Origin of the sequence: Methylobacterium mesophilicum (assembly GCF_036441335.1) — a bacterium.
In the GTDB taxonomy this organism is placed as follows: domain Bacteria; phylum Pseudomonadota; class Alphaproteobacteria; order Rhizobiales; family Beijerinckiaceae; genus Methylobacterium; species Methylobacterium mesophilicum_B.
Genome location: NZ_MLBW01000018.1, coordinates 13,254 through 33,329 on the forward strand (window position 1 = coordinate 13,254; position 20,076 = coordinate 33,329).

Below are 20,076 nucleotides of genomic sequence, written 5' to 3' on the forward strand. Positions count from 1 at the left end.
GATCCGGACCTCGAGCCCGCGCCCGCCTTCTCGCCCGACCCCCGAAGATTTCTGGGAAGACACCCATGACGAAGACCTACACCATCGCGGCCATCCCGGCGGACGGCATCGGCGTCGAAGTCATCGCCGCCGGCATCGAGGTGCTCGACGCGCTGGCCGAGAAGACCGGGTCCTTCGCCTTCCGCTTCGACCATTTCGACTGGGGCTCGGACTACTACAAGAAACACGGCGTGATGATGCCGGCCGACGGCCGCGCGCAGATCCGGAACCACGACGCGATCTTCTTCGGCGCCGTGGGGGCGCCGGACGTGCCTGACCACATCACCCTCTGGGGCCTGCGGCTCGCGATCTGCCAGCCCTTCGACCAGTACGCCAACGTCCGCCCGACCCGGATCCTGCCGGGCATCACCAGCCCGCTGCGCAACGTCTCGGGCCCGGAACTCGACTGGGTGATCGTGCGCGAGAACTCGGAGGGCGAGTACGCGGGCGTCGGCGGTCGGGTCCACCAGGGCCATCCCAACGAGGTCGCCACCGACGTCTCGATGATGACCCGCTCGGGGGTCGACCGGATCATCCGCTACGCCTTCGAACTCGCCCGCTCCCGTCCGCGCAAGCTGCTGACCGTCGTCACCAAATCGAATGCTCAGCGCCACGCCATGGTGATGTGGGACGAGATCGCCGCCGCGGTCGCCGCGGACTTCCCGGACGTGACCTGGGACAAGATGCTGGTCGACGCCATGACGATGCGCATGGTGACGAAGCCCGAGACTCTCGACACGATCGTGGCGACGAACCTGCACGCCGACATCCTGTCGGATCTCGCGGCGGCGCTCGCCGGCTCGCTCGGCATCGCGCCGACCGCCAACATCAACCCGGAGCGGACCTTCCCGTCGATGTTCGAGCCGATCCACGGCTCGGCCTTCGACATCACCGGCAAGGGCATCGCGAACCCGATCGCGACCTTCTGGACGGCGTGCCAGATGCTGGAGCACCTCGGCGAGAAGCCGGCGGCCGACCGGCTGATGCGCGCGGTCGAGCGGGTCACGGCGGATCCGAACCTGCACACGCCGGACCTCGGCGGCACGGCGACGACGCGTCAGGTCACCGACGCGGTCATCGCGGCAATCCGGGGCGACAACGCCTGAGGCGCGCCGGCAGGTTCGGGCGGCCTCAGGACACCGCGCTCGCGAGATCCGGGCTGCGGGTGCCGCAGGCCCGGCAGAAGCGCTCGAAGGTGCTCTTGCGCTGCGCGCAGGACGGGCAGTGCGCGAAGATGCCGAGCCCGCAATGGGGGCAGAAGTTCGTGCTCGCGTCGTCGAGGGCGATCGGCCGCTCGCAGCCTGGGCACGCCTTCTTGGCGAGGCGCGCCAGGGCCTGGTCGGTGGCGATCTCGGTCCGCCGCTCGGCGTCCGGGCGCGCCTCCACCACGGCCTGCCGGGCGCGGTAGGCGTGCAGCGCGTTGATCGCCGCGCGACCCGCGACCAGCGTGACGATCACGCCGACGCCGTACTGCACGTAGCCGCCGTAGCTCGGCATGTAGGGCACGAGCTCGACGAAGAACGCGAATGCGGCCGCGAAGGCGAAGCCCCACACGAACGGCCAGTTGCGGGTGCGGCGGCGCTTGAGCAGGAGCCATCCGGCGAGGGCCAGCAGCGGCAGCGTGAGGGCCAGCCGGTAGCCGAAGACGCGCAGCTCCTGGCCGCGCTCGGCCGCGTCGAGGCGCGTCTGCGCCGCGGCCCGCAGATCGGTGTCCACGCGCAGCTGCGCCGCCTCGCGCTCCGACAGGGCGAGACCCGTCCGCGCCAGGACGGCGAGCCGCTCCTCGATGGCGCGCTCGGCGGCCTTCAGCGCGTCGAGCTGCTGGGTGCGCGCGATGAGCCCGGGATCCTGGTCGACCCGCTGGGTGGCGTCGCGGGTCTTCAGCCAGTTGGCGAAGGTCTCGCGCGCACCCTCGGATGCGGACTGCGCCGCCTCAAGGGCGAGCTGATCCTGCTCGACCGTCCGGCGATTGTCCTCCTGCTCCCGGCGGATCTGCTTGAGGGCCTCGGCCGACGCCGTTCCCTGCTCGGTGTCGAGGAACTGGTCGAGGGTGTAGCGGTGCTCCACCTGCGGCAGATCGCCGACGACCAGCGATCCGAGACCGATCAGGAACCACGCGAAGACCAGCGCGACGAGCCAGAGCGCCAGCGTGAACCAGCGTTCGGAGAGCCTTGAACCGGACCGCACGCGAATCGACCTCGCCGAAAACCGAAGCGGGTCCTTATACCCCGCGCCGCGCTTCGGGTATCCGGGCCGAGCCGGCGGCAGGGTCACCCCGCCCGCCCGCGGGCGCGATCACGGGCCGCTCCGCGCGCGAGCGGGATCCTCCCACGCCGCCCGGGTGCGGCGTTGCGCCCGGGAACGTCGCGGACCGAACCGCCTTTCCCGGCGGTGTGCTCGGCGGACCGCGCCGACCCTTCCAATCGGGACTGACCTCATGCGGACACTCGCGCGCGGATCGGCGACGCTCCTGGCTCTCCTGGCCGCGGGACCGGCCCTGGCCCAGGGCAAGCCCCTGCCGCCGCCCGCGACGGACGCGATGCCGCCCGTGGAGCTGACGATCAGCATGAAGGACGGCAAGCCGGTCTGCGACCCGGCCGAGCTGAAGCTTCCGGCCGACACCAACGTCGCGCTGAACATCGTGAGCAGCGCCGACGCGCCGGTTACGATCACCGCGCCCGGGCAGTTCGAGAACGGCCTCGTGCTGCACGCCGACGGCGACCTCGTGCATGTCGCCAGCGAGAAGGGCTACACGGTCAAGCAGAACGGCAGAGGCACGCTGCGCCTGCGGACGATGAAGGCCGGGCAGGAGGATTACGCCTGCACCAGCACGCGCAACGCCGACGCGCCCTTCAAGGGCAGGCTGGTCCTGAGCCCGCCGGCGAACTGAGACCGTGACCACCGGCGCGGCTATGGCCGACGAGCGCTCCGACGGGCCGATCACCGTCTACTACGACGGCGGCTGCCCGCTGTGCCGCGCCGAGATCGACCAGTATCGCGGCTGCGCCGGCGCGGACCGGCTCGCCTTCGTCGACGTCGGTCGCGGGGCGCCCGAGCCGGCGCTCGGCGCGGATCTCGACCGGGACCGAGCCCTGCGCCGCTTCCACGTCCGGACCGCGGACGGGCGGCTGATCTCCGGCGCCGCCGCGTTCGCGCGCCTCTGGCGGACCCTGCCCGCTTGGCGCTGGCTCGGCCGTCTGGTCGAGCTGCGCGTCCTCGGCGTCCGTCCGATACTCCCGCTCGCCGAGCTGGCCTACCGGCTGTCGCTGCCGCTGCGGCCGCGCCTGGCCCGGCTGTTGGCCCGTCTGCGGTGAGTCGATGGGCACCCGCTGCGTCCACTACGTCGGCTTCCGGGACGACCGGTACTGGAACGCCTTCCGGATCTTCGGCGGCCCGCGCGTGATCCACCGGCGCTGGGATTTCTACGCGACCCGCGATGTCGGACCGGACGACGTGGTGGTCTTCGCCGAGGGCGACGAGACGCAGCCCGTGGCGGACCGGAACGCGACCGACCTCGACGAGCGCTGGCTGTAGCGGTCACGCGCGGCGGCGGGCTCCGGGTCGGACAGGGCCGCGGGATACGGCAGACCGGTTGCCGGGCCGCCGACCGCGCTCTCGGCCCCGCCCCGATCTGCTCACGGGGCGGGGGAGCGCCTGATCTCACCAGCGGGTGAGCCGAGCCGATACGCAACTTGGCTCGCGCACAGCTTGACCGACCGGGGTTACCGGTCCGTGCCGCGTGCCGCGGCGCGGCGGTCCCGCTCGGGGATTCGGCAGCCAGAGCCGGCGCCGATCGGCCGGGCGCGTCCGCGCCGGGGCGCCTCCAGCATCGTAAGAGGTATTGATCCGGCACAGGAAATCGTCAGTCTGACAGCGAGCTTCTACTCGAGATCGAGGAGGTCCGCGGTGGTCGAGATCCGTATGTCGGAGGACAACGACGGCCGCTGGACGGTCTACGCGCCGGGGCTCGTGGTCACCGATCTGACGCACGAGGAAGCCGAGGCGTTCGCCGCGAGCTACAGGCGCGTCACCGCGGCCTGACCGAAAGAGCCCCGCGCGGCGGTGCCGGCGGGGCTGAGTGGATCCCTGGAGGGACGACGCGCCGCCGCAAGCGCCGCGCGAGCGGAACGCCCGGCACGAAAAAACCGCCTCGGCCGGGGCCGGGCGGTTCGAGGTGGTCTCGCTGGGGGAATGTCGAGGCTCGGTCTACGCGCGGGACGGCGCCTGGTTCCGGTCCCCGAAGCGATCGGCGACCCGCCCGAGCCCGGGGCGACCTGTCGGATGACCGGGACGCCGCCAAGCCCGTCGGATCGTCGAAGGCACGATCCGCCCGAGAGCCCGCAGGCATCGCCGTCGAGACTCCCGTTCGGCGGGTGGCAGCTTCCGACCGCCCGATCCTCCGTGCGTGCGCGTCGGGCAAGGGCCAGCACCCGTCACGCGCCGTCAACGGCACGGATGCGTTCGGGCCCGTCGCGCCGACGCTTCGCTCGGAGCGGGAGACAATCGCGGGAGTGACCGCGCCGGCTCTGTCTTCAACGGGAAATGGTCGGATCCGGGCGCCGCGGCCCACGCGGCGGAGGCGCTGTGCCCCGTTCGTCGTCCGGACGGAAGCCGAGACGGCGCAACCGGCACGCGGACCGTCCAGGCCCTACGGCCGGCGGGACGCCACGGGCTCCCGCAGGCCGGTCCGGGACGTCCGCACCCTAGAAACAACAAAGCCCGCCAATGCGTTGGCGGGCTGCTGTCAGGCATTTGGTGCCCAGGAAAGGACTCGAACCTTCACCTCTCGCGAGACTGGTACCTGAAACCAGCGCGTCTACCAATTCCGCCACCTGGGCTCGCCGTCGGCCATCGGCCGGCGACGGCTCCGTTTAGGCAACGGAGCCGCCGGCGTCAATCGCGATTTCAGCCCTGCGGCCACTCCCGGATGTCGACGAAGTGTCCGGCGACCGCCGCGGCCGCCGCCATCGCCGGGGACACGAGGTGCGTGCGCCCGCGCGGACCCTGGCGGCCCTCGAAGTTGCGGTTCGACGTCGAGGCGCAGCGCTCGCCCGGACGCAGCTTGTCCGGGTTCATGCCGAGACACATCGAGCAGCCCGGCTCGCGCCAGTCGAAGCCCGCCGCCTTCAGGATCTTGTCGAGACCCTCGGCCTCGGCCTGCGCCTTCACGAGGCCGGAGCCCGGCACGATCATCGCCGAGACGCCCTCGTGCACCTTCCGGTCGCCGACGACCCGCGCGACCTCGCGCAGGTCCTCGATGCGGCCGTTGGTGCAGGAGCCGATGAAGATCCGGTCCAGGGTGATGTCGGTGATCCGGGTCCCCGGCGTCAGGCCCATGTAGGCGAGCGCCTTCTCCTTCGACTGCCGCTTGTTCTCGTCGGCGATCTCGGACGGGTCCGGCACGCGGCCCTGCACCGAGATCACGTCCTCGGGGCTCGTGCCCCAGCTGACGATCGGCGGCAGGTTGGCCGCGTCGAGGCGCACCTCGCGGTCGAAATGCGCGCCCGCGTCGGTGACGAGGCTCTCCCAGTAGCGGCGGGCCGCGTCGAAGGCCGCGCCCTTCGGCGCCTTCGGGCGGTCCTTCACGTACGCGAAGGTCGTCGCGTCGGGGGCGACCATGCCGGCGCGGGCGCCGCCCTCGATCGACATGTTGCAGATCGTCATCCGTCCCTCCATCGAGAGGGCGCGGATCGCCTCGCCGGCGTACTCGATGACGTGGCCGGTGCCGCCCGCGGTCCCGATCTCGCCGATGATCGCCAGGATGATGTCCTTCGCGGTCACGCCGGGCGGCAGCGTGCCGTCGACGGTGACGCGCATGTTCCGGGCCTTGCGCTGCACCAGGGTCTGGGTGGCGAGCACGTGCTCGACCTCCGAGGTGCCGATCCCGTGGGCCAGCGCCCCGAAGGCGCCGTGCGTCGAGGTGTGCGAATCGCCGCACACGATCGTCTGGCCGGGCAGCGTGAAGCCCTGCTCGGGGCCGATGATGTGGACGATGCCCTGGCGCCGGTCGAGCGCGTCGTAGAACTCGATCCCGAAGTCGCGCACGTTCTCGGCGAGCGCTTCGAGCTGCGTGCGGCTCTCGGGATCGTCGATGCCCTGCGAGCGGTCCGAGGTCTGGACATTGTGGTCCACCACGGCCAGCGTCTTCTCCGGATGGCGCACCTTGCGGCCGGCCACGCGGAGACCCTCGAACGCCTGCGGGCTCGTCACTTCGTGGACGAGGTGCCGGTCGATGTAGAGGAGGCTGGAGCCGTCCGGCTGGACATCGACGACGTGGTCGTCCCAGATCTTGTCGTAGAGGGTGCGCGGGCTGGTCATCGGTCTTCGTCTTCGGCGAGTGGGGTCGGTGCAGAACTCTCGCGATGATGCGTGGTCCTTAGTAGGCATCGCGCGCGGTTTTCGAAAGAGGCAGGCCCTGTGCCGGCCGAACGGCCGCCCGGCTGATCCGCGCGGCTGTCACCGCCGGCGGCTCCGGCGCGCTGGCGCCCCACCCCGCACAGGCTCTATGCCGGGACGGGGGAGGCGGCCGACACGGACGGGCGGCCGAAGGTGGGAGTGAACGATGGCTGAGGCCCCGATCGAGATCCTGTTTCTCCGGAAGATGCACCCGCTCGTGGAGAAGGCCCTCGCGGGACGCTACGGGGTCCACCGGCTGGCGGAGGCCGCGGACCCGGAGGCGCTGCTCGCCGAGGTCGGCCCGCGGATCCGGGCGCTCTGCGTCGGCGGCGCTGTGGACGGGGCGCTCATGGACCGGCTGCCGAATCTCGAGCTGATCGCGAATTTCGGCGTCGGCTACGACGCCGTCGACGCCGCCGGGGCGCAGCGGCGCGGCATCGTCGTCACCAACACGCCGGACGTCCTCACCGACGAGGTCGCCGACCTCGCCCTCGGCCTCACCCTCGCAACGCTGCGGCGGATCCCCCAGGCCGACCGCTACCTGCGGGACGGGCACTGGCCCAAGGCGCCCTTCCCGCTCACGGCGTCCCTGCGCGGGCGGCGGGTCGGCATCCTCGGTCTCGGCCGGATCGGGCGGGCGATCGCCCACCGCCTGAAGAGCTTCGGCGTCGCGATCGACTATCACGGCCGCAGCCGGCAGGCCGACATACCCTACACCTATCACGATACGCTGATCGGCCTCGCCCGCGCGGTCCACATCCTCGTCGTGGTGGCGCCCGGCGGCGCCGACACGCGCAACCTCGTGGACGCGGCCGTGCTGGAGGCGCTCGGTCCCGAGGGCATCCTGATCAACGTCGCCCGGGGCACCCTCGTCGACGAGGCGGCGCTGACCGCGGCGCTGAAGGCGGGCACGATCCTCGGCGCCGGCCTCGACGTCTTCGAGAACGAGCCGCACGTGCCCGCGGATCTCGCCGCCCTCGACAACACGGTGCTGCTGCCGCATGTCGGGTCGGCCTCCGAGCACACCCGCGCGGCGATGGCCCAACTCGTGGTCGACAACGTCGTCTCGTGGTTCGAGGGACGGGGTCCGCTGACGCCCGTCGCCGAGACACCCTGGAGACCGACCGCGTGAGACAGGCTCGGGCCGCCCTGCTGGCCGCATCGGCACTGATCGCGACCGCCGCGATCGTCCGGCCGGCCGCCGCCCAGGACGTGCCCGCCGCCACCGAGGAGGCCGCACCGCCGTCCCCTCCTCCGGCCGCGGAGACGCTGGCGGCGCCCCCGGCTCCGACCGCGCCGCCGAGCCTCCCCGAGAAGCTCGGGCAGGTGCCCGGAACCTGGGACCTGTCGCGGGACGGCACCAACCGCCGCTGCGTCATGACGCTGGTGCTCGACAGCGGCGAGGCGGGGCAGCGGCTGCGCTTCCCGGCCGGATGCCGACGCGCCCTGCCGGTCCTGAACGGCGTCGCCGGCTGGCTCTTCGTCGACGGGGCCGTCCGCCTCGTCGACCGCAACGTCCGCCCGGTCCTCGATTTCGCCAAGCGGCCGGACCAGCGCAGCCTCGTCGCCCAGGCCGAGGGCGGCGAGCGCTACAGTCTCGTTCCCCTCGACATCGTCGCGATGCGGCCGGCCGACGCGGCGGCGGCGCCCGAGACCGTGCCCGAGACCGCGCCCGCGGATCCGGCGACCCCGGCCCCCTCCCCGCTCCAGACCGCGGCCCGGGTCCCGGCCGAGTTGCAGCCGCCGGCGACCGCCTCGGCCGCGACCGCCTCGGCGGGTCCGGCGCCGGGCCTCTACGCCCTCGACCGCTTCCAGCAGCGCGATACCTGCCGGATCAACCTCGACGGGGTCGGCGGCGGCGTGCACATCGTCCCCGGCTGCCACGACAGCGGCCTGGAGGTGTTCGATCCGGTGCGCTGGCGCTACACGAACGGCCGGATGACGCTCACCGCCAAGCGCGGCCACAGCATCGACCTCGTGCCGAGCGGCGACGGCCGGTGGCGGCGCGATCCCGAGGTCGGCACGACCTTCGTCCTGCGCCGCGTCGATTGAGCGCACCGCGCGGCGGCGACCGCGCGTCCGATGACGGGCGCGTCAGCGTGACGAGCCGCGCCCGTCCTGGACCGGGAGCATCCGCTCCAGCAGACCGTCGCGCCGGATGACGAGGTGCCACGCCGTGCCGGCGATGTGGAGCAGGACGAGCGCGTAGACCAGCCACTGGCCGAAGACGTGGATCGACTCGAAGATCTTCTGCGTGGCCTCGTCCTTCGGGAGGCCGGGGATCGTGAACAGCCAGAAATACGGCGTGTCGCGCCCGGACAGCGCGCTGAGCAGGTAGCCGCTGATCGGCATGATCAGGAAGATCGCGTAGAGCAGGACATGGTTGATGCGCCCGATCAGCGTCAGGAGCCGCGGCGCCTGCGGGTCCGGCGGCGCGGGCCGGATCATCCGCCAGACGATCCGCAGGACGACGATCGCCAGGATCGTCAGGCCGACCGACTTGTGCAGCACGAACATGCTGCCCTTGGCGGGCGTCGGCGGCAGGCTGATCGCGACCCAGGCGAGCGGCAGTACGGCCAGGACCAGGGCGGCGTTCAGCCAGTGCAGCGCCTGGGAGACCGGATGGTAGCGCGGCAGTCCGGACGCCGTGACGTAGGTGGCGGGCAGCGCGGTCGGCGCCTTGCCGGCCGTGAGCGGAGAGCCTGACATGATCCCTCGCGGATGAGCGTGGTCCCGCTCCGATCTAGGGCTCGCCTCCGGCCGGAATAGTCTCCCGTCAGACGGATACGCCGGTCGCGGTCGCCCGCGACACGTCGAGCAGGGCTGCGAGTTCCGCGGCCGCGGCGCGCAGCCGGATCGCCACGGTCTCGTCGACGATGCGGCCGTCCACCAGGTCGTCCGACCCGGCATAGACCGAGGTCGGCGCGACGTGGGCCGCGAAGAAGCCGAACAGGGGTCGGAGCCCGTGCTCGACCACCAGGGCGTGGCGCAGGCCCCCGCCCGTCGCGGTCAGCGCCACCGGCATGCCGATCATCCGGGCCGGGTCGACGAAGTCGAAGACGTGTTTGAACAGCCCGGCATAGCCGCCCTGGTAGACAGGCGTCCCGACGATCAGCGCGTCCGCCGCCTCGATCGCCTCGACGAGGCGCGCGGCGGGCGCCGAGAGGTCGTCCCGCTGCGTCGCGCCGAGGCCCGGGCCGGCATCCATCAGGTCGTACACGGCGAGGTCGATCCCGCGCAGGCGACCGAGTTCGGCGCCGAGGGCCTCGACCAGGATGCGGGTGCGCGAGGGTCGCTTGGCGCTGCCCGAGAAGGCGACGACGCGGGCACGGCTGGGCTTCACACTCGACTCGACACTCACCACGAAACCTTCCGCCGCAGCACGCCCTGATCCGGGACTCCGAACACCCTGGCGCATGCGCGGCACGCGACGCGGGTCGAGTCGACGGTAACGCATTCCCGCGCCGGATAAAGCCTCGGCGCGGCCGCGCGGGCGGCGGTCCGGCAGGACCGTCTCGGCGGATCCGTCATCCGCGGAGCCGCCAGACGTGGCTGCGCTTGATCTCGGAATCCTCCAGCGCGCGCGAGACCGGAACCTCGTAGGTCGCGAGGCAGTCGAGGCGGTCCCGCGGAAGGTAGGTGCGGCCCGGATCGCCGATCAGCACGGTGACGCCGCGCGCCTGCAGGCGAACGAGCCAGGCGGTCACGGCCTCGGCGAGGTCGCGCTCGTAGAACACGTCGGCCGCCAGGACGAGATCGGCCCGGGGATCCGTGGCGAGGAGATCGTCGGCGATCGCGGCGACGCGGTCGCCGACGCCGTTGGCCGCGGCGTTCAGCCCGATCGCCGCCACGGCGAAGGGGTCGAGGTCGCTGGCGACGACGTGGCGCGCCCCGGCGCGGGCCGCCGCGATCGCGACGAGGCCGGACCCCGAGGCGAAATCCACCGCGCGCGCGCCGTCCGCGACGTCCGGGTTGTCGAGGACGTAGCGGGCGAGCGCCTGGCCGCCCGCCCAGGCGAACGCCCAGAACGGCGGCGGCAACCCGATCGCCTGCAACTCCTCCTCGGTCCGCTGCCAGAGATCGGTCGCCTCGTCGGCGACGTGCAGGCGGATCTCGGGCGCGTGGGGGACGGGCAGCAGGCGGGTGTTGGTGCGGATGAAGCCGGCGGGATCGTCCGGTGCGCGCACGGTCAGGCCTCCAGCAGGTCGCGCCACACGGCGCGGACTTGGTCGGTCACCGCGGTCTCGGTGAAGCCCCCGATCTCGATCCGGGCCCGCGCGGCCGCGCCCAGTCCGGCGACGAGACCGGCGTCGCCGCTCAGGCGCGCCAGCGCGGCGGCCAGGGCCGGCGCGTCGTCCGGGGGAACCAGCAGGCCCTCGACGCCGTCGCGCACGAGGCTGCGGCAGCCCGGGACGTCGGAGGCGACCAGCGCGCGGCCGCAGGCGGCCGCCTCCAGCAATGTGCGCGGCAGACCCTCGCCGCCGCGGGACGGCAGGCAGGCGACGTGGTGTCCGGCCCAGACCCCCGCCACGTCGGTCGTCGGCCCGTGCCAGACGATGCCGTCGCGGCTCCAGGCGCGCAGGGTGTCGGCGCCGATCGCCCGCCGGTTCGACGGGTCCGGCGCGCCATACAGCGCCAGTTCCACCGCTGCGCCCTGGCTCCGGGCGAGGCGGACCGCCTCGACGGCGACGTCGATCCCCTTCGACCACAGCATCCGGGCGACGACGGCCACCCGCAGCGGCGGCATCGGCGGCAGCGGCTGCGGGACGAAGATCGTCGGATCGACGCCGGCGCCGCCCACCACGGTCACCGACCGGTCGAGCGGATCGAGGCCCAGGGCGAGGGCGTCGTCGGGATTCTCGAACAGGAAGCGCGTCCGCGACGAGGCCAGCGGGCCCCGGATCAGCGCGCGCAGGGCGAGGCGGGCCGCCCGGCCCAGCCGGTCGCTCCGGGCGCCGACCAGGCCGAGGCCGGTCAGGGCGAAGACGCGGGACGGGATGCCCGCCATGGCGGCGGCCGTGCCGCCGACCAGGATGCCCCGGAGGGCGATGCAGTGGACGATGTCGGCCTTCAGCGCCTTGAGGATCGCCGCGAGCTGCCCGGCCGCGTAGCCCGCGGCCATGGGGTTGAGGCTCGCCCGCTCGGCCTCCAGGGGCACGACCTGCGCGCCGGTCGCCTCGATGGCGGCGCGGTGCAGGCGGACCCGCGTCACGACGGCGACCGAGAGACCCATGCCGACGGCGGCGCGGGCCATCGGCAGGAAATGCGAGGCGAAGAACCAGTCCTCGGTCACCACGAAGACCAGGCGGCGCATCGGAACGGGCAGATTCCCGGGGGCGGCATCGGACTGCATCCACCCCCTCTAGCACGGCGGCGGGCGGCGTCCTGCGGCGGATGTGCAGCCCCGGAACGGCGGTCGCGTGCCGCCGGTTGTCAGAGGCCTTCTCGCCGGGCGAGGCAGCCGGGCGGCGTCGATGGGAGGGGCTGTTCATGGCGTGCGTCGAGACGGCGGAGAGCGGCGGAGACCTCCGCGCCGCGGCCGAGGAGGCCGGGCTCGTCTACGTCGATGACGGCCGGCCCGGGCTGACCCGCCGCCGGAGCGGCACCGGCTTCCGCTACCTCGACGCCAAGGGCGCGCCGGTGCGCGACAAGGCGGTGCTGGAACGCATCCGCGGCCTCGCCATCCCGCCGGCCTACACGGATGTCTGGATCTGTCCCCGCCGCAACGGCCACATCCAGGCGACGGGCCGCGACGCCAAGGGGCGCAAGCAGTACCGCTACCACCCGGATTTCCGGGAGGCCCGGGAGGCCGACAAGTTCTCGCGGATCATGGCCTTCGCGGACGCGCTGCCGGGGATCCGCCGGCGCGTCGACGCCGACATGAGGCGGCCGGGCCTGCCCCGCGACAAGGTGCTGGCCACCGTGGTCCACCTGCTCGAGACCACGCTGATCCGCGTCGGCAACGACGACTACGCGCGGACCAACAAGAGCTACGGCCTGACGACCCTGCGCGACCCCCACGTCCGGATCGAGGGCTCGGCGCTGTCGTTCCGCTTCAAGGGCAAGAGCGGCAAGACCTGGGACGTCTCGCTGAAGGACCGGCGGGTCGCGCGGATCGTCAAGGCCTGCCAGGACCTGCCCGGGCAGGAGCTGTTCCAGTATCTGGACCCGGACGGCACGCAGCGCGACGTCACCTCCTCGGACGTGAACGCGTACCTGCGCGAGATCACCGGCGAGGACTTCACCGCGAAGGATTTCCGGACCTGGGCCGGCACGGTGCTGGCGGCGCTGGCGCTGCGGGAGTTCGAGACCTTCGACAGCGAGGCGGGGGCCAAGCGCAACGTCCGCGCGGCCATCGAGAGCGTCGCCGGCCGTCTCGGCAACACGCCGACGATCTGCCGCAAGTGCTACATCCACCCGCAGATCCTCGACTGCTACCTGGAGGGCGGCCTGCTCCTGCAGGTGAAGGACGCGGTCGAATCGGAGCTGAGCGAGGACCTCTCCAGCCTCCGGCCCGAGGAGGCGGCGGTGCTGGGTCTCCTGCAGGCGCGCCTCTCCGCCACCGAGGGTGTCGTCAAGGCCAAGGGTCGGGTCAAGCCTGCGGACGCGCTGGGCCGGGGCGCGAAGGCGCCCGAGCGGTCCAAGAGCAGGGCGGCGGTCGAGCGCGCGTCCCGAGCGCGGAAGGCGGCCGCGGCCGCTTAGGGGGGCGGTCTCCGCGAGACCGCCCGGGCCCCCTGTCAGTGCCGGGACTGGCTGTCGTTGCCCGAGGAGCGGTTGTCGGTGCCGCGCCGGACCTGATCGCCGGAATCGACCACCGGGGCCAGGCCGAGCTGGCGAGCCAGCGAGACGAGGTCCTTGAGCCGGCCGGTCTGGGTCTTGCGCCGCAGGTTGAGCCGGTGGGTCTCCACCGTGCGCACGCTGAGCGCCAGCCGCCGCGCGACCTCCTTGTTGCTGAACCCGGAGCTGAGGAAGCGCAGCACCTCCGCCTCGCGGGGCGTCAGCCCGAGGCTGTCGCCCGCCTCCGGCGGCATCGCCACCGGCTGCTCCGGCGGGATCAGGACGTCCGAGCCCTCCGCGAGCGCCAGCAGCGCCGCGCCGAGTTCGCGCGGCGACCTGGAGCGCGCCACGAAGGCGTCGGCGCCCGCGGCCAGCAGGGCGCGGAGGTCGTCCGCCGTGAGGGCGCCGAAGGCGACCAGCGTGCGGAGTGCCGGCTGGCGCTCCTTCAGGGCGACGATGCGGGCGAGCCCGTCGGCCAGCCGGATCTCGTCGAGGAAGACCAGGGCGACGCTGCTGCCGGCGTCGGCGCGGTCGAGATCGGCCTCGCCGATGGTGTGGAATTCGGGCATGTGCTCGAGGGTGGCGCGAACCGTCGCGCTCAGGTCCTCCGGCTCATCCAGGATCAGGACGCCAACGGCCGTACTCATGACCTCGCACCTCTCTCTCCCGGCTTGATACAGGCGGCCGGGATCGAAGGCGAAGTTCCAAGATCCGTTCCAGCAACAACTCGCGAATATTAAGCTTTATATTGGCAGAATCGATGCCCGGAAACGGATACTCGGCGAATCAGTGCGCCGATCTGGGACGACCGCGGGACACCGTCCGACGGACTGTGCCGATCCGGGACGGCCGGTCCGTGTCAGCCCGCGACGGCGCGGGCGCCCTCGCCCTGATCCGGGACCACACGGTTCCGGCCGCCGCCCTTGGCGGCGTAGAGCGCGACGTCCGCCCGCTTGACCAGGGCCTCGACGCTGTCGCCGTGCCGCCACGTGCTGACACCGAAGCTGCAGCTCAGCGTGATCGGACCCTTGGCCCCGCGGATCTGCAAGCCCTGGACGTCGGCGCGCAGGCGCTCGGCCTGCACCACGGCTTCCGCGAGCCCGCGGCCCGGCAGGATGACGGCGAATTCCTCGCCGCCGAGGCGTCCCGCGATCCCGGTCTCGGCGATCAGTTCGGCCACGGCCCTGATCGCCACGTCGCCGACATCGTGCCCGTGCTCGTCGTTGATGCGCTTGAAGTGGTCGATGTCGAGGAGGATCGCCGAGACGGCCCCCGGCCTCGGATCCTGCGCCGCCGCGGCGCGCGCGCGGTTGAAGAAGGCGCGCCGGTTGAAGGAGCCGGTCAGCGGATCCGTCTCGGCGAGCCGGATCAGTTCCTCCTGCATGGTGGTCAGACGCTCGGCCGCGCGCAGGCGCGCGTTGAGCTCCTCGGCGCTCGGCGGCTTCTCGATGAAGTCGTCGGCGCCGCTGTCGAGGGCCTCGGCGAGGCTGCGGACGTTGCGGGCCGACGACATGGTGATGACGTGCAGCGGCCCGCGGGATTCCGCGAGCAGCCGGGCCGACCAGCAGAGTTCGAGCCCGCAGAGCGGCCGCACCTCCAGGCTGGTGATCAGGACCCGGACCGTGGGCGTCGCCGCCAGGAACTCCAGCGCCCGCTCCGAATCCGTGAAGGGGTGCACCGCGTGGCCACGCGGCTCGATCAGGGACGCGATGATCTGCAGCACGACGCGGCTCGAGTCGACGATGACGATCTGCATGGCGTGACCCGCAACTGATATCCGCGGTGTAAGCCGGAAGGCTTAATCTCCCCCCAACGGAGCTGAACCCCGGTATGAGCGTGACCATTACCACTCCGGATCGGCGCTACATCGTTGTCCGGGAACGTCTGTGGCGCCGCGCGAATCCCGACCTGTCGGAAACCTGCCGGGCGGCGCTGGTGAAACGCTTGATGGCTGCGCGGCGGGGCGTGAAGGAGGCCAAGCGGGCCGAGGGCGCGGGCGAGCCCGGCGCTGCGGACGCTCTGGCTTCCGCCAGGTCGGAGGTCCAGGCCTCGAAGGAGGCGCTCGGCGAGCGCGGGCCGGTCTGGTGGACGGACGGTGCCCCCGACCTCAACAGGCATCTCGTCCGCAACACGCCCTACGCGGCGTGGTTCGCGGCGCTCAGCGCCGGGGAACCTGAACCGCGATGACCCGGGCCCCCGAGACCGGACCGGTGCCGACGGCGCGCGCGCCGCGGCGCGTGCGGGGGGCGGCGTCGATCACCGTGAGGGTCGGCTGTGCCGCCGGAGCGGCCGGGATGCCGGTCACTGTCGGGACGCCGTAGGTGCCGTAGCTCCAGGGACTGGGCACGATCTGGGTCGGGCGCGGCACGCGGGTCAGCGGGGCGCCGATATAGGTCCCGCGCACGAATTCGCCGGCGAAACCCGGATCGGCGGCGTAACCCGGCGCGTAGGCGACCGCTGCGTAGGGATCGGAGCCCCGGAAAGTCTGCGCCGAGGCGGGCGCGGCCGCCGCGAGGGCGAGCAGGGTCAGGATCATCCGGTTCGCCATGGGGCCGGCTCCGATGGGTGACGGCGCGCGCGGTCCGCGCCGGATGCGGGGCCAACAGACCGGATCACCGGCCGTTCCGCGGCTCCAGCCGCGCAGAGTGCGTAACGGCCCGGTCATGCCCAGCCAGTCGGTTCCCGGTAGCGGGCGGGTCAGCGGCAGGTGGTGATCCGCCGGACCACCCAGCCCTCGCCCTCGATCCACAGGCGGCGGCGGGCGCGGCTGCAGGTGACGTCGTCGTCCCGCTCGACCGAGACGGGGTGAACCTGCGGAGCGGCCTCGGCGACCTTGGTCTCGGCCGGGCCGGTGGCGGCCTGGGCCGCGAGCGGCACGGCGAGCATGACGGTGCCGGCTGCGGCGGCAGCGATCGTACGGAGTCTCATGGGGAAATGCGCCCTGCGGCCATGCTTGAAGGTTTGGTCCAGGAATGCGCGGGCCGGCCGTTCGGTTGCATCGCGGTTGCATCGCTGCCCCATCGTCGGCGGCGGCCCGTGCGCTCGCTCACATCCGCAGTGGTGACGCTCCATTCTCGGCCCGGCCGAGCGCCCGGCTACGGCACTTAGACTTCCGGGCTTTCGCGGGTAAGGAAGAACAAAACCGGACGCGCCGGTGCCCAGCCGTCCCGTGAGACCGTCCATCGCGGGCCGCGCGGCACGGTCCACCAAGCAGGGTTCATGAGCAAGCCGAAGCCTCCGACCAACGCCATCCTGACGCCGGAGAAGCGCGCCGAGGACGTGGATCAGACGATCCGTCCCCTGAGCCTTGCCGAGTTCATCGGCCAGCGCGCGGCGCGGGCGAACATGCAGGTGTTCATCGAGGCGGCGAGGAAGACCGGCCAGGCGCTCGACCACGTGCTGTTCGTCGGGCCGCCGGGCCTGGGCAAGACCACGCTGGCGCAGATCGTGGCGCGCGAGCTGGGCGTGAACTTCCGCTCGACCTCCGGACCGGTGATCGCCAAGGCCGGGGATCTGGCCGCCCAGCTCACCAACCTGGAGGAGCGCGACGTCCTGTTCATCGACGAGATCCACCGGCTCAACCCGGCGGTCGAGGAGATCCTCTACCCGGCCATGGAGGATTACCAGCTCGACCTGATCATCGGCGAGGGCCCGGCGGCGCGCTCGGTCAAGATCGAGCTGCCGAAGTTCACCCTGGTGGGCGCCACGACGCGGGCGGGCCTGCTGACGACGCCGCTGCGCGACCGGTTCGGGATCCCGATCCGGCTGGAATTCTACGAGATCGACGAGCTGGAGCAGATCGTGGCGCGCGGCGCGCGGGTGCTGGGCCTGGGCATGTCGGCGGAGGGCGCCAACGAGATCGCCCGGCGGGCGCGGGGCACGCCGCGGATCGCGGGGCGGCTGCTGCGGCGGGTGCGGGACTTCGCGGTGGTGGCGGAGGCCGAGACGGTGACGCGAGCGATCGCCGACCGGGCACTGCAGCTCTTGGACGTGGACGGGGCGGGTCTCGACGTGATGGACCGCAAGTACCTGAGCCTGATCGCGCGCGCGTTCGGGGGCGGTCCTGTCGGCATCGAGACGATCGGGGCGGCCCTGTCGGAGCCCCGGGACGCGATCGAGGACATCATCGAGCCCTACCTGATCCAGCGCGGCTTCGTGCAGCGCACCCCCCGCGGGCGCGTCCTCACCCGCCACGCCTACCGGCACATGCAGATGCCGGAACCGAAACGGGAGACCTCCGGGCAGTTCGGCTTCTTCGGCGACGAGGAGCCGTGAGGATGACCGCGACCCCCTCCATGCATTGAACTCGGATCAGCGTTTCCCTCTGCACATGCACGGCGCGCGCCGCGATCCGTCCCGCGTCCGGCATCGTCTCGCGCCGCGCTGTCGCCAAGTCCCTGCGCGAAAACCCCTTTCCCGGACCATTGTCATTCAATATTGCCAAGCTTAGGCGCGGCTCTCGCGGATCGCGGCACAGGAAAAAGTGCTGGTGCCCGTGGAACAGCGCCGAAACGCGACAGTTGTGGAGGCGACCGCGCCGGGTCCGCTCGGCGCCGGCAAGGCTGTCCCGATCGAGGCCCTGTCTCTCTGGTCGCGGCAGATCTTCGAGATCTCAAGAACAACGTCAGGGATAAACTTCCGCCATGAAGAAACTTACGCTCGCCGTGCTCGGCCTGTCCGTCGCCGCCATCTCGGCGCCCGCCTTCGCGCAGGACGCCCTGCCGATCCGCGTGCTGCCCTTCGCCAACCAGGACGGCGTCGGCGCCGCCGCGACCGAGACGCCCGCCTTCCGGGCCGAGGCGCTCCGCTCGGACGCCGCCAGCATCGAGGCGAGCCGCATCGCCCTTCAGCGGTCGCGCAACCCGCAGGTCCGCAACTACGCCAACCGCGTCCTCGTCGAGCGCAAGGCGACCACGGACGCGCTGCTGCCGCCGAACACCTCCCTGACCCGGAACGGCTCGGTGGTGTCCGACAACCAGGGCATCCGCACGGACCTGAGCAACCCGGTCGGCCTCGTGCTCGCGCCGGTGACGGTGGCCGCCAATATCGGCACCGGGATCGTCGGCGGCGCCCTCGGCGCGGTCGGCATCGTCGACAACAGCCCGGCCGAGCCGGGCCGTCGCGTCGCCCTCGGCGAGCGCGGTCAGGCGCGGCTGGCGCAGCTCCAGGCGGCCCCGACCGGCCGGGCCTTCGACCGCACTTACATCGACCAGCAGGCCCGCTCGGACGCCCGCACCCTGGCGCTCTACGACGCCTACGCCAAGCAGGGCGATAACGCCCAGGGCCGCCGGTTCGCCACCGAGGCCCTGCCGTACATCGCCGACGAGCACGCCCACTCGGCGACCATCGCGGCCCGCATCGGCGGCTGAACCGCGCACGTCGCGTGATCCGCGCGAGGGCCGCCCCAGGGCGGCCCTCGTCGTGTTGCGCCCCCGCGGCGCCCGTCGCTAAAGGGGCGCATGAGCGCGATCGAGCCCGGCCCCGACGGACCCGCGAAGGACGAGACCCCGCCGCACCGGCTGGGCGTGCGCGTCTACTACGAGGACACCGATTTCTCGGGCTTCGTCTACCACGCGAGCTACCTGCGCTTCCTTGAGCGCGGCCGCACTGAGCTGCTGCGGGAACTCGCCGGCGACCAGTCGGACCTGCACCGCGACGCGCGCGGCCTCGTCTTCGTGGTGCGGCGCATGAGCCTCGACTTCCTCCGCCCGGCCCGGATGGACGACCTGCTGACCGTCGTTACCCGCACGCGCGCCCTGCGCGGCGCGTCGATGCAGCTCGCGCAGGAGGTGCGGCTGGGCGACGCGGTGCTGGTCTCCGCGGAGGTCACGGTCGCCTGCGTGCGCGACGGCCGTGCCGTCCGCCTGCCCGACGCGCTGCGGCAGCGGCTCGCACCGGGCGACGGCGCCTAGGCAGGATCGACGTCAGCCGGCCCGCGACGGGTCGGCCTCGCAGAGGACCCGGGCGAAGGCGTTGACGATGGTCAGCGCGTCGTACTCGACCGAGACCAGCTGGTAGCCCATCCCGACCATCTCCCGGGCCCGGGCCGGCGACGGCGCGAAGGCGCAGGGGATCTTGCCCGCCGCACGGGTCTTGCGCGCGATCTCGCCGAGGGCCGCCGTCACCGCCGATCCCAGCGGGTCGATGGCCGCCCCCTTCGACAGGGCGATCGACAGGTCGGCGGGGCCGACCAGGACGCCGTCGATGCCCGGCACGGCGAGGATCGCCTCCAGGTCGGCGATCCCCGCCTCGGTCTCGCACATGGCGATCGTGAGCGCCCGGTCGTTGGCGCCCGCGAGGTAGTCCGCGCCGCTCCGGAGCCCCGAGAGCCACATGGCCCGGTCCGGTCCCCAGCTCCGCTGGCCGACCGGCGGGAATTTCGCGGCGGCGGCCAGGGCCTCGGCATCCGCGACGGTGTTGATCATCGGCGCCACGACGCCGGCCGCGCCCGCGTCGAGCATCCGCGAGACCATGGCGAAGTCGCCCACCGGCACGCGCACCAGGGTCGATTTGCCGGCGAGGGCGATCTCGGTGATCGCCGCACACGATGTCTTGTAATCGTAGGTGCCGTGCTGCTGATCCAGCAGGACCGCGTCGAAGCCGGCGCGCGCCAGGAAGCCGGCCAGCATCGGGTCGGCGATCATGGACCAGCCCAGGAACCGGGCCGGTCCGGTGGGCAGCAGATCGGGCAGGCTGGGAACGGGGAGGGTCATGCGCGTCCTGCGTATCTCAGGGCTGTCGACTCGGCGCCGCGGGCCGCGACCATACGGGAGGCGCTTTCGACAGGTCCAGCCCGGACGGCCCGGCCGCCAGCGTTGCATGCCTCAGGATCGCCCGGATCGAAACCGATCCTTAACCCTGCCG

General features: G+C 72.5%; 23 protein-coding genes and 1 tRNA gene. 12 read left to right on the plus strand and 12 right to left on the minus strand.

The annotated features are described in order from the left end of the window. The first annotated feature begins 65 nt into the window (after positions 1 to 65). The gene (locus tag MMR14E_RS13405) at positions 66 to 1,145 is read left to right on the plus strand and encodes a tartrate dehydrogenase (RefSeq protein ID WP_331314958.1); all 1,080 of its coding nucleotides are present in this window, start codon (positions 66 to 68) and stop codon (positions 1,143 to 1,145) included. Positions 1,146 to 1,170: 25 nt separating this feature from the next. Here the strand turns inward: MMR14E_RS13405 and MMR14E_RS13410 are convergent, their stop codons facing one another. Continuing rightward, a complete protein-coding gene (locus MMR14E_RS13410) occupies positions 1,171 to 2,226 on the minus strand; it encodes a zinc ribbon domain-containing protein (protein WP_331314960.1) in 1,056 nt (351 codons plus the stop codon). Positions 2,227 to 2,476: 250 nt separating this feature from the next. Between MMR14E_RS13410 and MMR14E_RS13415 the strand changes: the two genes are divergently transcribed. The 4 genes from MMR14E_RS13415 (at position 2,477) to MMR14E_RS13430 (ending at position 4,080) form a co-directional block, all read left to right on the plus strand. Continuing rightward, entirely contained in the window at positions 2,477 to 2,929 is a 453-nt protein-coding gene (locus MMR14E_RS13415) for an anaerobic typically selenocysteine-containing protein (protein WP_331314961.1), read from the plus strand. Between the two features lie 22 nt (positions 2,930 to 2,951). Then, the gene (locus MMR14E_RS13420) at positions 2,952 to 3,353 is read left to right on the plus strand and encodes a DUF393 domain-containing protein (RefSeq protein WP_331315014.1); all 402 of its coding nucleotides are present in this window, start codon (positions 2,952 to 2,954) and stop codon (positions 3,351 to 3,353) included. Positions 3,354 to 3,357: 4 nt separating this feature from the next. Beyond that, positions 3,358 to 3,573 (plus strand): hypothetical protein, encoded by a 216-nt coding sequence (locus MMR14E_RS13425; protein WP_331314962.1) that lies wholly within the window; start codon positions 3,358 to 3,360, stop codon positions 3,571 to 3,573. A gap of 372 nt (positions 3,574 to 3,945) precedes the next feature. Then, positions 3,946 to 4,080, plus strand: coding sequence for a hypothetical protein (locus tag MMR14E_RS13430; RefSeq protein ID WP_012317769.1), 135 nt, complete (start codon positions 3,946 to 3,948; stop codon positions 4,078 to 4,080). Positions 4,081 to 4,792: 712 nt separating this feature from the next. Here the strand turns inward: MMR14E_RS13430 and MMR14E_RS13435 are convergent. Together MMR14E_RS13435 and leuC are read right to left on the minus strand one after the other, a co-directional pair. Then, positions 4,793 to 4,877 (minus strand) — tRNA-Leu (locus MMR14E_RS13435). 67 nt (positions 4,878 to 4,944) lie between these two features. Further along, positions 4,945 to 6,357 carry a 3-isopropylmalate dehydratase large subunit gene (leuC, locus tag MMR14E_RS13440; protein ID WP_331314964.1) on the minus strand — a complete coding sequence of 471 codons (1,413 nt, stop codon included), beginning with the start codon at positions 6,355 to 6,357 and terminating at the stop codon, positions 4,945 to 4,947. A gap of 244 nt (positions 6,358 to 6,601) precedes the next feature. Between leuC and MMR14E_RS13445 the strand changes: the two genes are divergently transcribed. Further along, positions 6,602 to 7,567 (plus strand): 2-hydroxyacid dehydrogenase, encoded by a 966-nt coding sequence (locus MMR14E_RS13445; RefSeq protein WP_331314966.1) that lies wholly within the window; start codon positions 6,602 to 6,604, stop codon positions 7,565 to 7,567. After that, positions 7,564 to 8,487 carry an AprI/Inh family metalloprotease inhibitor gene (locus MMR14E_RS13450; RefSeq protein ID WP_331314967.1) on the plus strand — a complete coding sequence of 308 codons (924 nt, stop codon included), beginning with the start codon at positions 7,564 to 7,566 and terminating at the stop codon, positions 8,485 to 8,487. Before MMR14E_RS13445 ends, MMR14E_RS13450 begins: the two co-directional genes overlap by 4 nt. A 42-nt stretch (positions 8,488 to 8,529) precedes the next feature. Here MMR14E_RS13450 and MMR14E_RS13455 read toward each other — a convergent pair whose 3' ends face one another. From MMR14E_RS13455 to MMR14E_RS13470, 4 genes are all read right to left on the minus strand, one after another. Beyond that, positions 8,530 to 9,144, minus strand: a complete 615-nt coding sequence (locus MMR14E_RS13455) for a cytochrome b (protein WP_331314969.1) — start codon at positions 9,142 to 9,144, stop codon at positions 8,530 to 8,532. Positions 9,145 to 9,211: 67 nt separating this feature from the next. Then, positions 9,212 to 9,778: an NAD(P)H-dependent oxidoreductase gene (locus tag MMR14E_RS13460; RefSeq protein WP_331314971.1), complete on the minus strand. Its 567-nt coding sequence runs from the start codon at positions 9,776 to 9,778 to the stop codon at positions 9,212 to 9,214. Between the two features lie 184 nt (positions 9,779 to 9,962). Then, a complete protein-coding gene (locus MMR14E_RS13465) occupies positions 9,963 to 10,622 on the minus strand; it encodes a methyltransferase (RefSeq protein ID WP_331314973.1) in 660 nt (219 codons plus the stop codon). 2 nt (positions 10,623 to 10,624) lie between these two features. Further along, on the minus strand, positions 10,625 to 11,788 hold the full coding sequence (locus tag MMR14E_RS13470; protein WP_331314975.1) for a glycosyltransferase: 1,164 nt from the start codon (positions 11,786 to 11,788) through the stop codon (positions 10,625 to 10,627). A 137-nt stretch (positions 11,789 to 11,925) separates the two neighbouring features. On the opposite strand from MMR14E_RS13470, the gene MMR14E_RS13475 reads away from it, so the two are divergent. Further along, positions 11,926 to 13,137, plus strand: coding sequence for a DNA topoisomerase IB (locus MMR14E_RS13475; protein ID WP_331314977.1), 1,212 nt, complete (start codon positions 11,926 to 11,928; stop codon positions 13,135 to 13,137). 35 nt (positions 13,138 to 13,172) lie between these two features. On the opposite strand, the gene MMR14E_RS13480 is transcribed toward MMR14E_RS13475, so the two are convergent. Beyond that, positions 13,173 to 13,859: a response regulator transcription factor gene (locus tag MMR14E_RS13480; RefSeq protein ID WP_331314979.1), complete on the minus strand. Its 687-nt coding sequence runs from the start codon at positions 13,857 to 13,859 to the stop codon at positions 13,173 to 13,175. Positions 13,860 to 14,071: 212 nt separating this feature from the next. Then, positions 14,072 to 14,968 carry a diguanylate cyclase gene (locus tag MMR14E_RS13485; RefSeq protein ID WP_331314981.1) on the minus strand — a complete coding sequence of 299 codons (897 nt, stop codon included), beginning with the start codon at positions 14,966 to 14,968 and terminating at the stop codon, positions 14,072 to 14,074. 74 nt (positions 14,969 to 15,042) lie between these two features. Here MMR14E_RS13485 and MMR14E_RS13490 point away from each other — a divergent pair, with 74 nt between their 5' ends. Continuing rightward, on the plus strand, positions 15,043 to 15,399 hold the full coding sequence (locus MMR14E_RS13490) for a hypothetical protein (protein WP_331314982.1): 357 nt from the start codon (positions 15,043 to 15,045) through the stop codon (positions 15,397 to 15,399). Here the strand turns inward: MMR14E_RS13490 and MMR14E_RS13495 are convergent. Both MMR14E_RS13495 and MMR14E_RS13500 read right to left on the minus strand, forming a co-directional pair. Further along, positions 15,371 to 15,760, minus strand: coding sequence for a hypothetical protein (locus MMR14E_RS13495; RefSeq protein ID WP_331314983.1), 390 nt, complete (start codon positions 15,758 to 15,760; stop codon positions 15,371 to 15,373). The genes MMR14E_RS13490 and MMR14E_RS13495 overlap by 29 nt on opposite strands. A 149-nt stretch (positions 15,761 to 15,909) precedes the next feature. Continuing rightward, positions 15,910 to 16,140: a hypothetical protein gene (locus MMR14E_RS13500; RefSeq protein ID WP_331314984.1), complete on the minus strand. Its 231-nt coding sequence runs from the start codon at positions 16,138 to 16,140 to the stop codon at positions 15,910 to 15,912. 291 nt (positions 16,141 to 16,431) lie between these two features. Here MMR14E_RS13500 and ruvB point away from each other — a divergent pair, with 291 nt between their 5' ends. From ruvB to ybgC, 3 genes are all read left to right on the plus strand, one after another. After that, positions 16,432 to 17,487: a Holliday junction branch migration DNA helicase RuvB gene (ruvB, locus tag MMR14E_RS13505; protein ID WP_331314985.1), complete on the plus strand. Its 1,056-nt coding sequence runs from the start codon at positions 16,432 to 16,434 to the stop codon at positions 17,485 to 17,487. Between the two features lie 368 nt (positions 17,488 to 17,855). Further along, complete coding sequence (locus MMR14E_RS13510; protein ID WP_331314987.1) at positions 17,856 to 18,581, plus strand: DUF4142 domain-containing protein; 726 nt, start codon at positions 17,856 to 17,858, stop codon at positions 18,579 to 18,581. Between the two features lie 90 nt (positions 18,582 to 18,671). Next, entirely contained in the window at positions 18,672 to 19,124 is a 453-nt protein-coding gene (gene ybgC / locus MMR14E_RS13515; protein WP_331314989.1) for a tol-pal system-associated acyl-CoA thioesterase, read from the plus strand. Positions 19,125 to 19,136: 12 nt separating this feature from the next. Here the strand turns inward: ybgC and MMR14E_RS13520 are convergent, their stop codons facing one another. Then, positions 19,137 to 19,925, minus strand: a complete 789-nt coding sequence (locus tag MMR14E_RS13520; protein ID WP_331314991.1) for an HpcH/HpaI aldolase family protein — start codon at positions 19,923 to 19,925, stop codon at positions 19,137 to 19,139. Positions 19,926 to 20,076 lie beyond the last annotated feature (151 nt).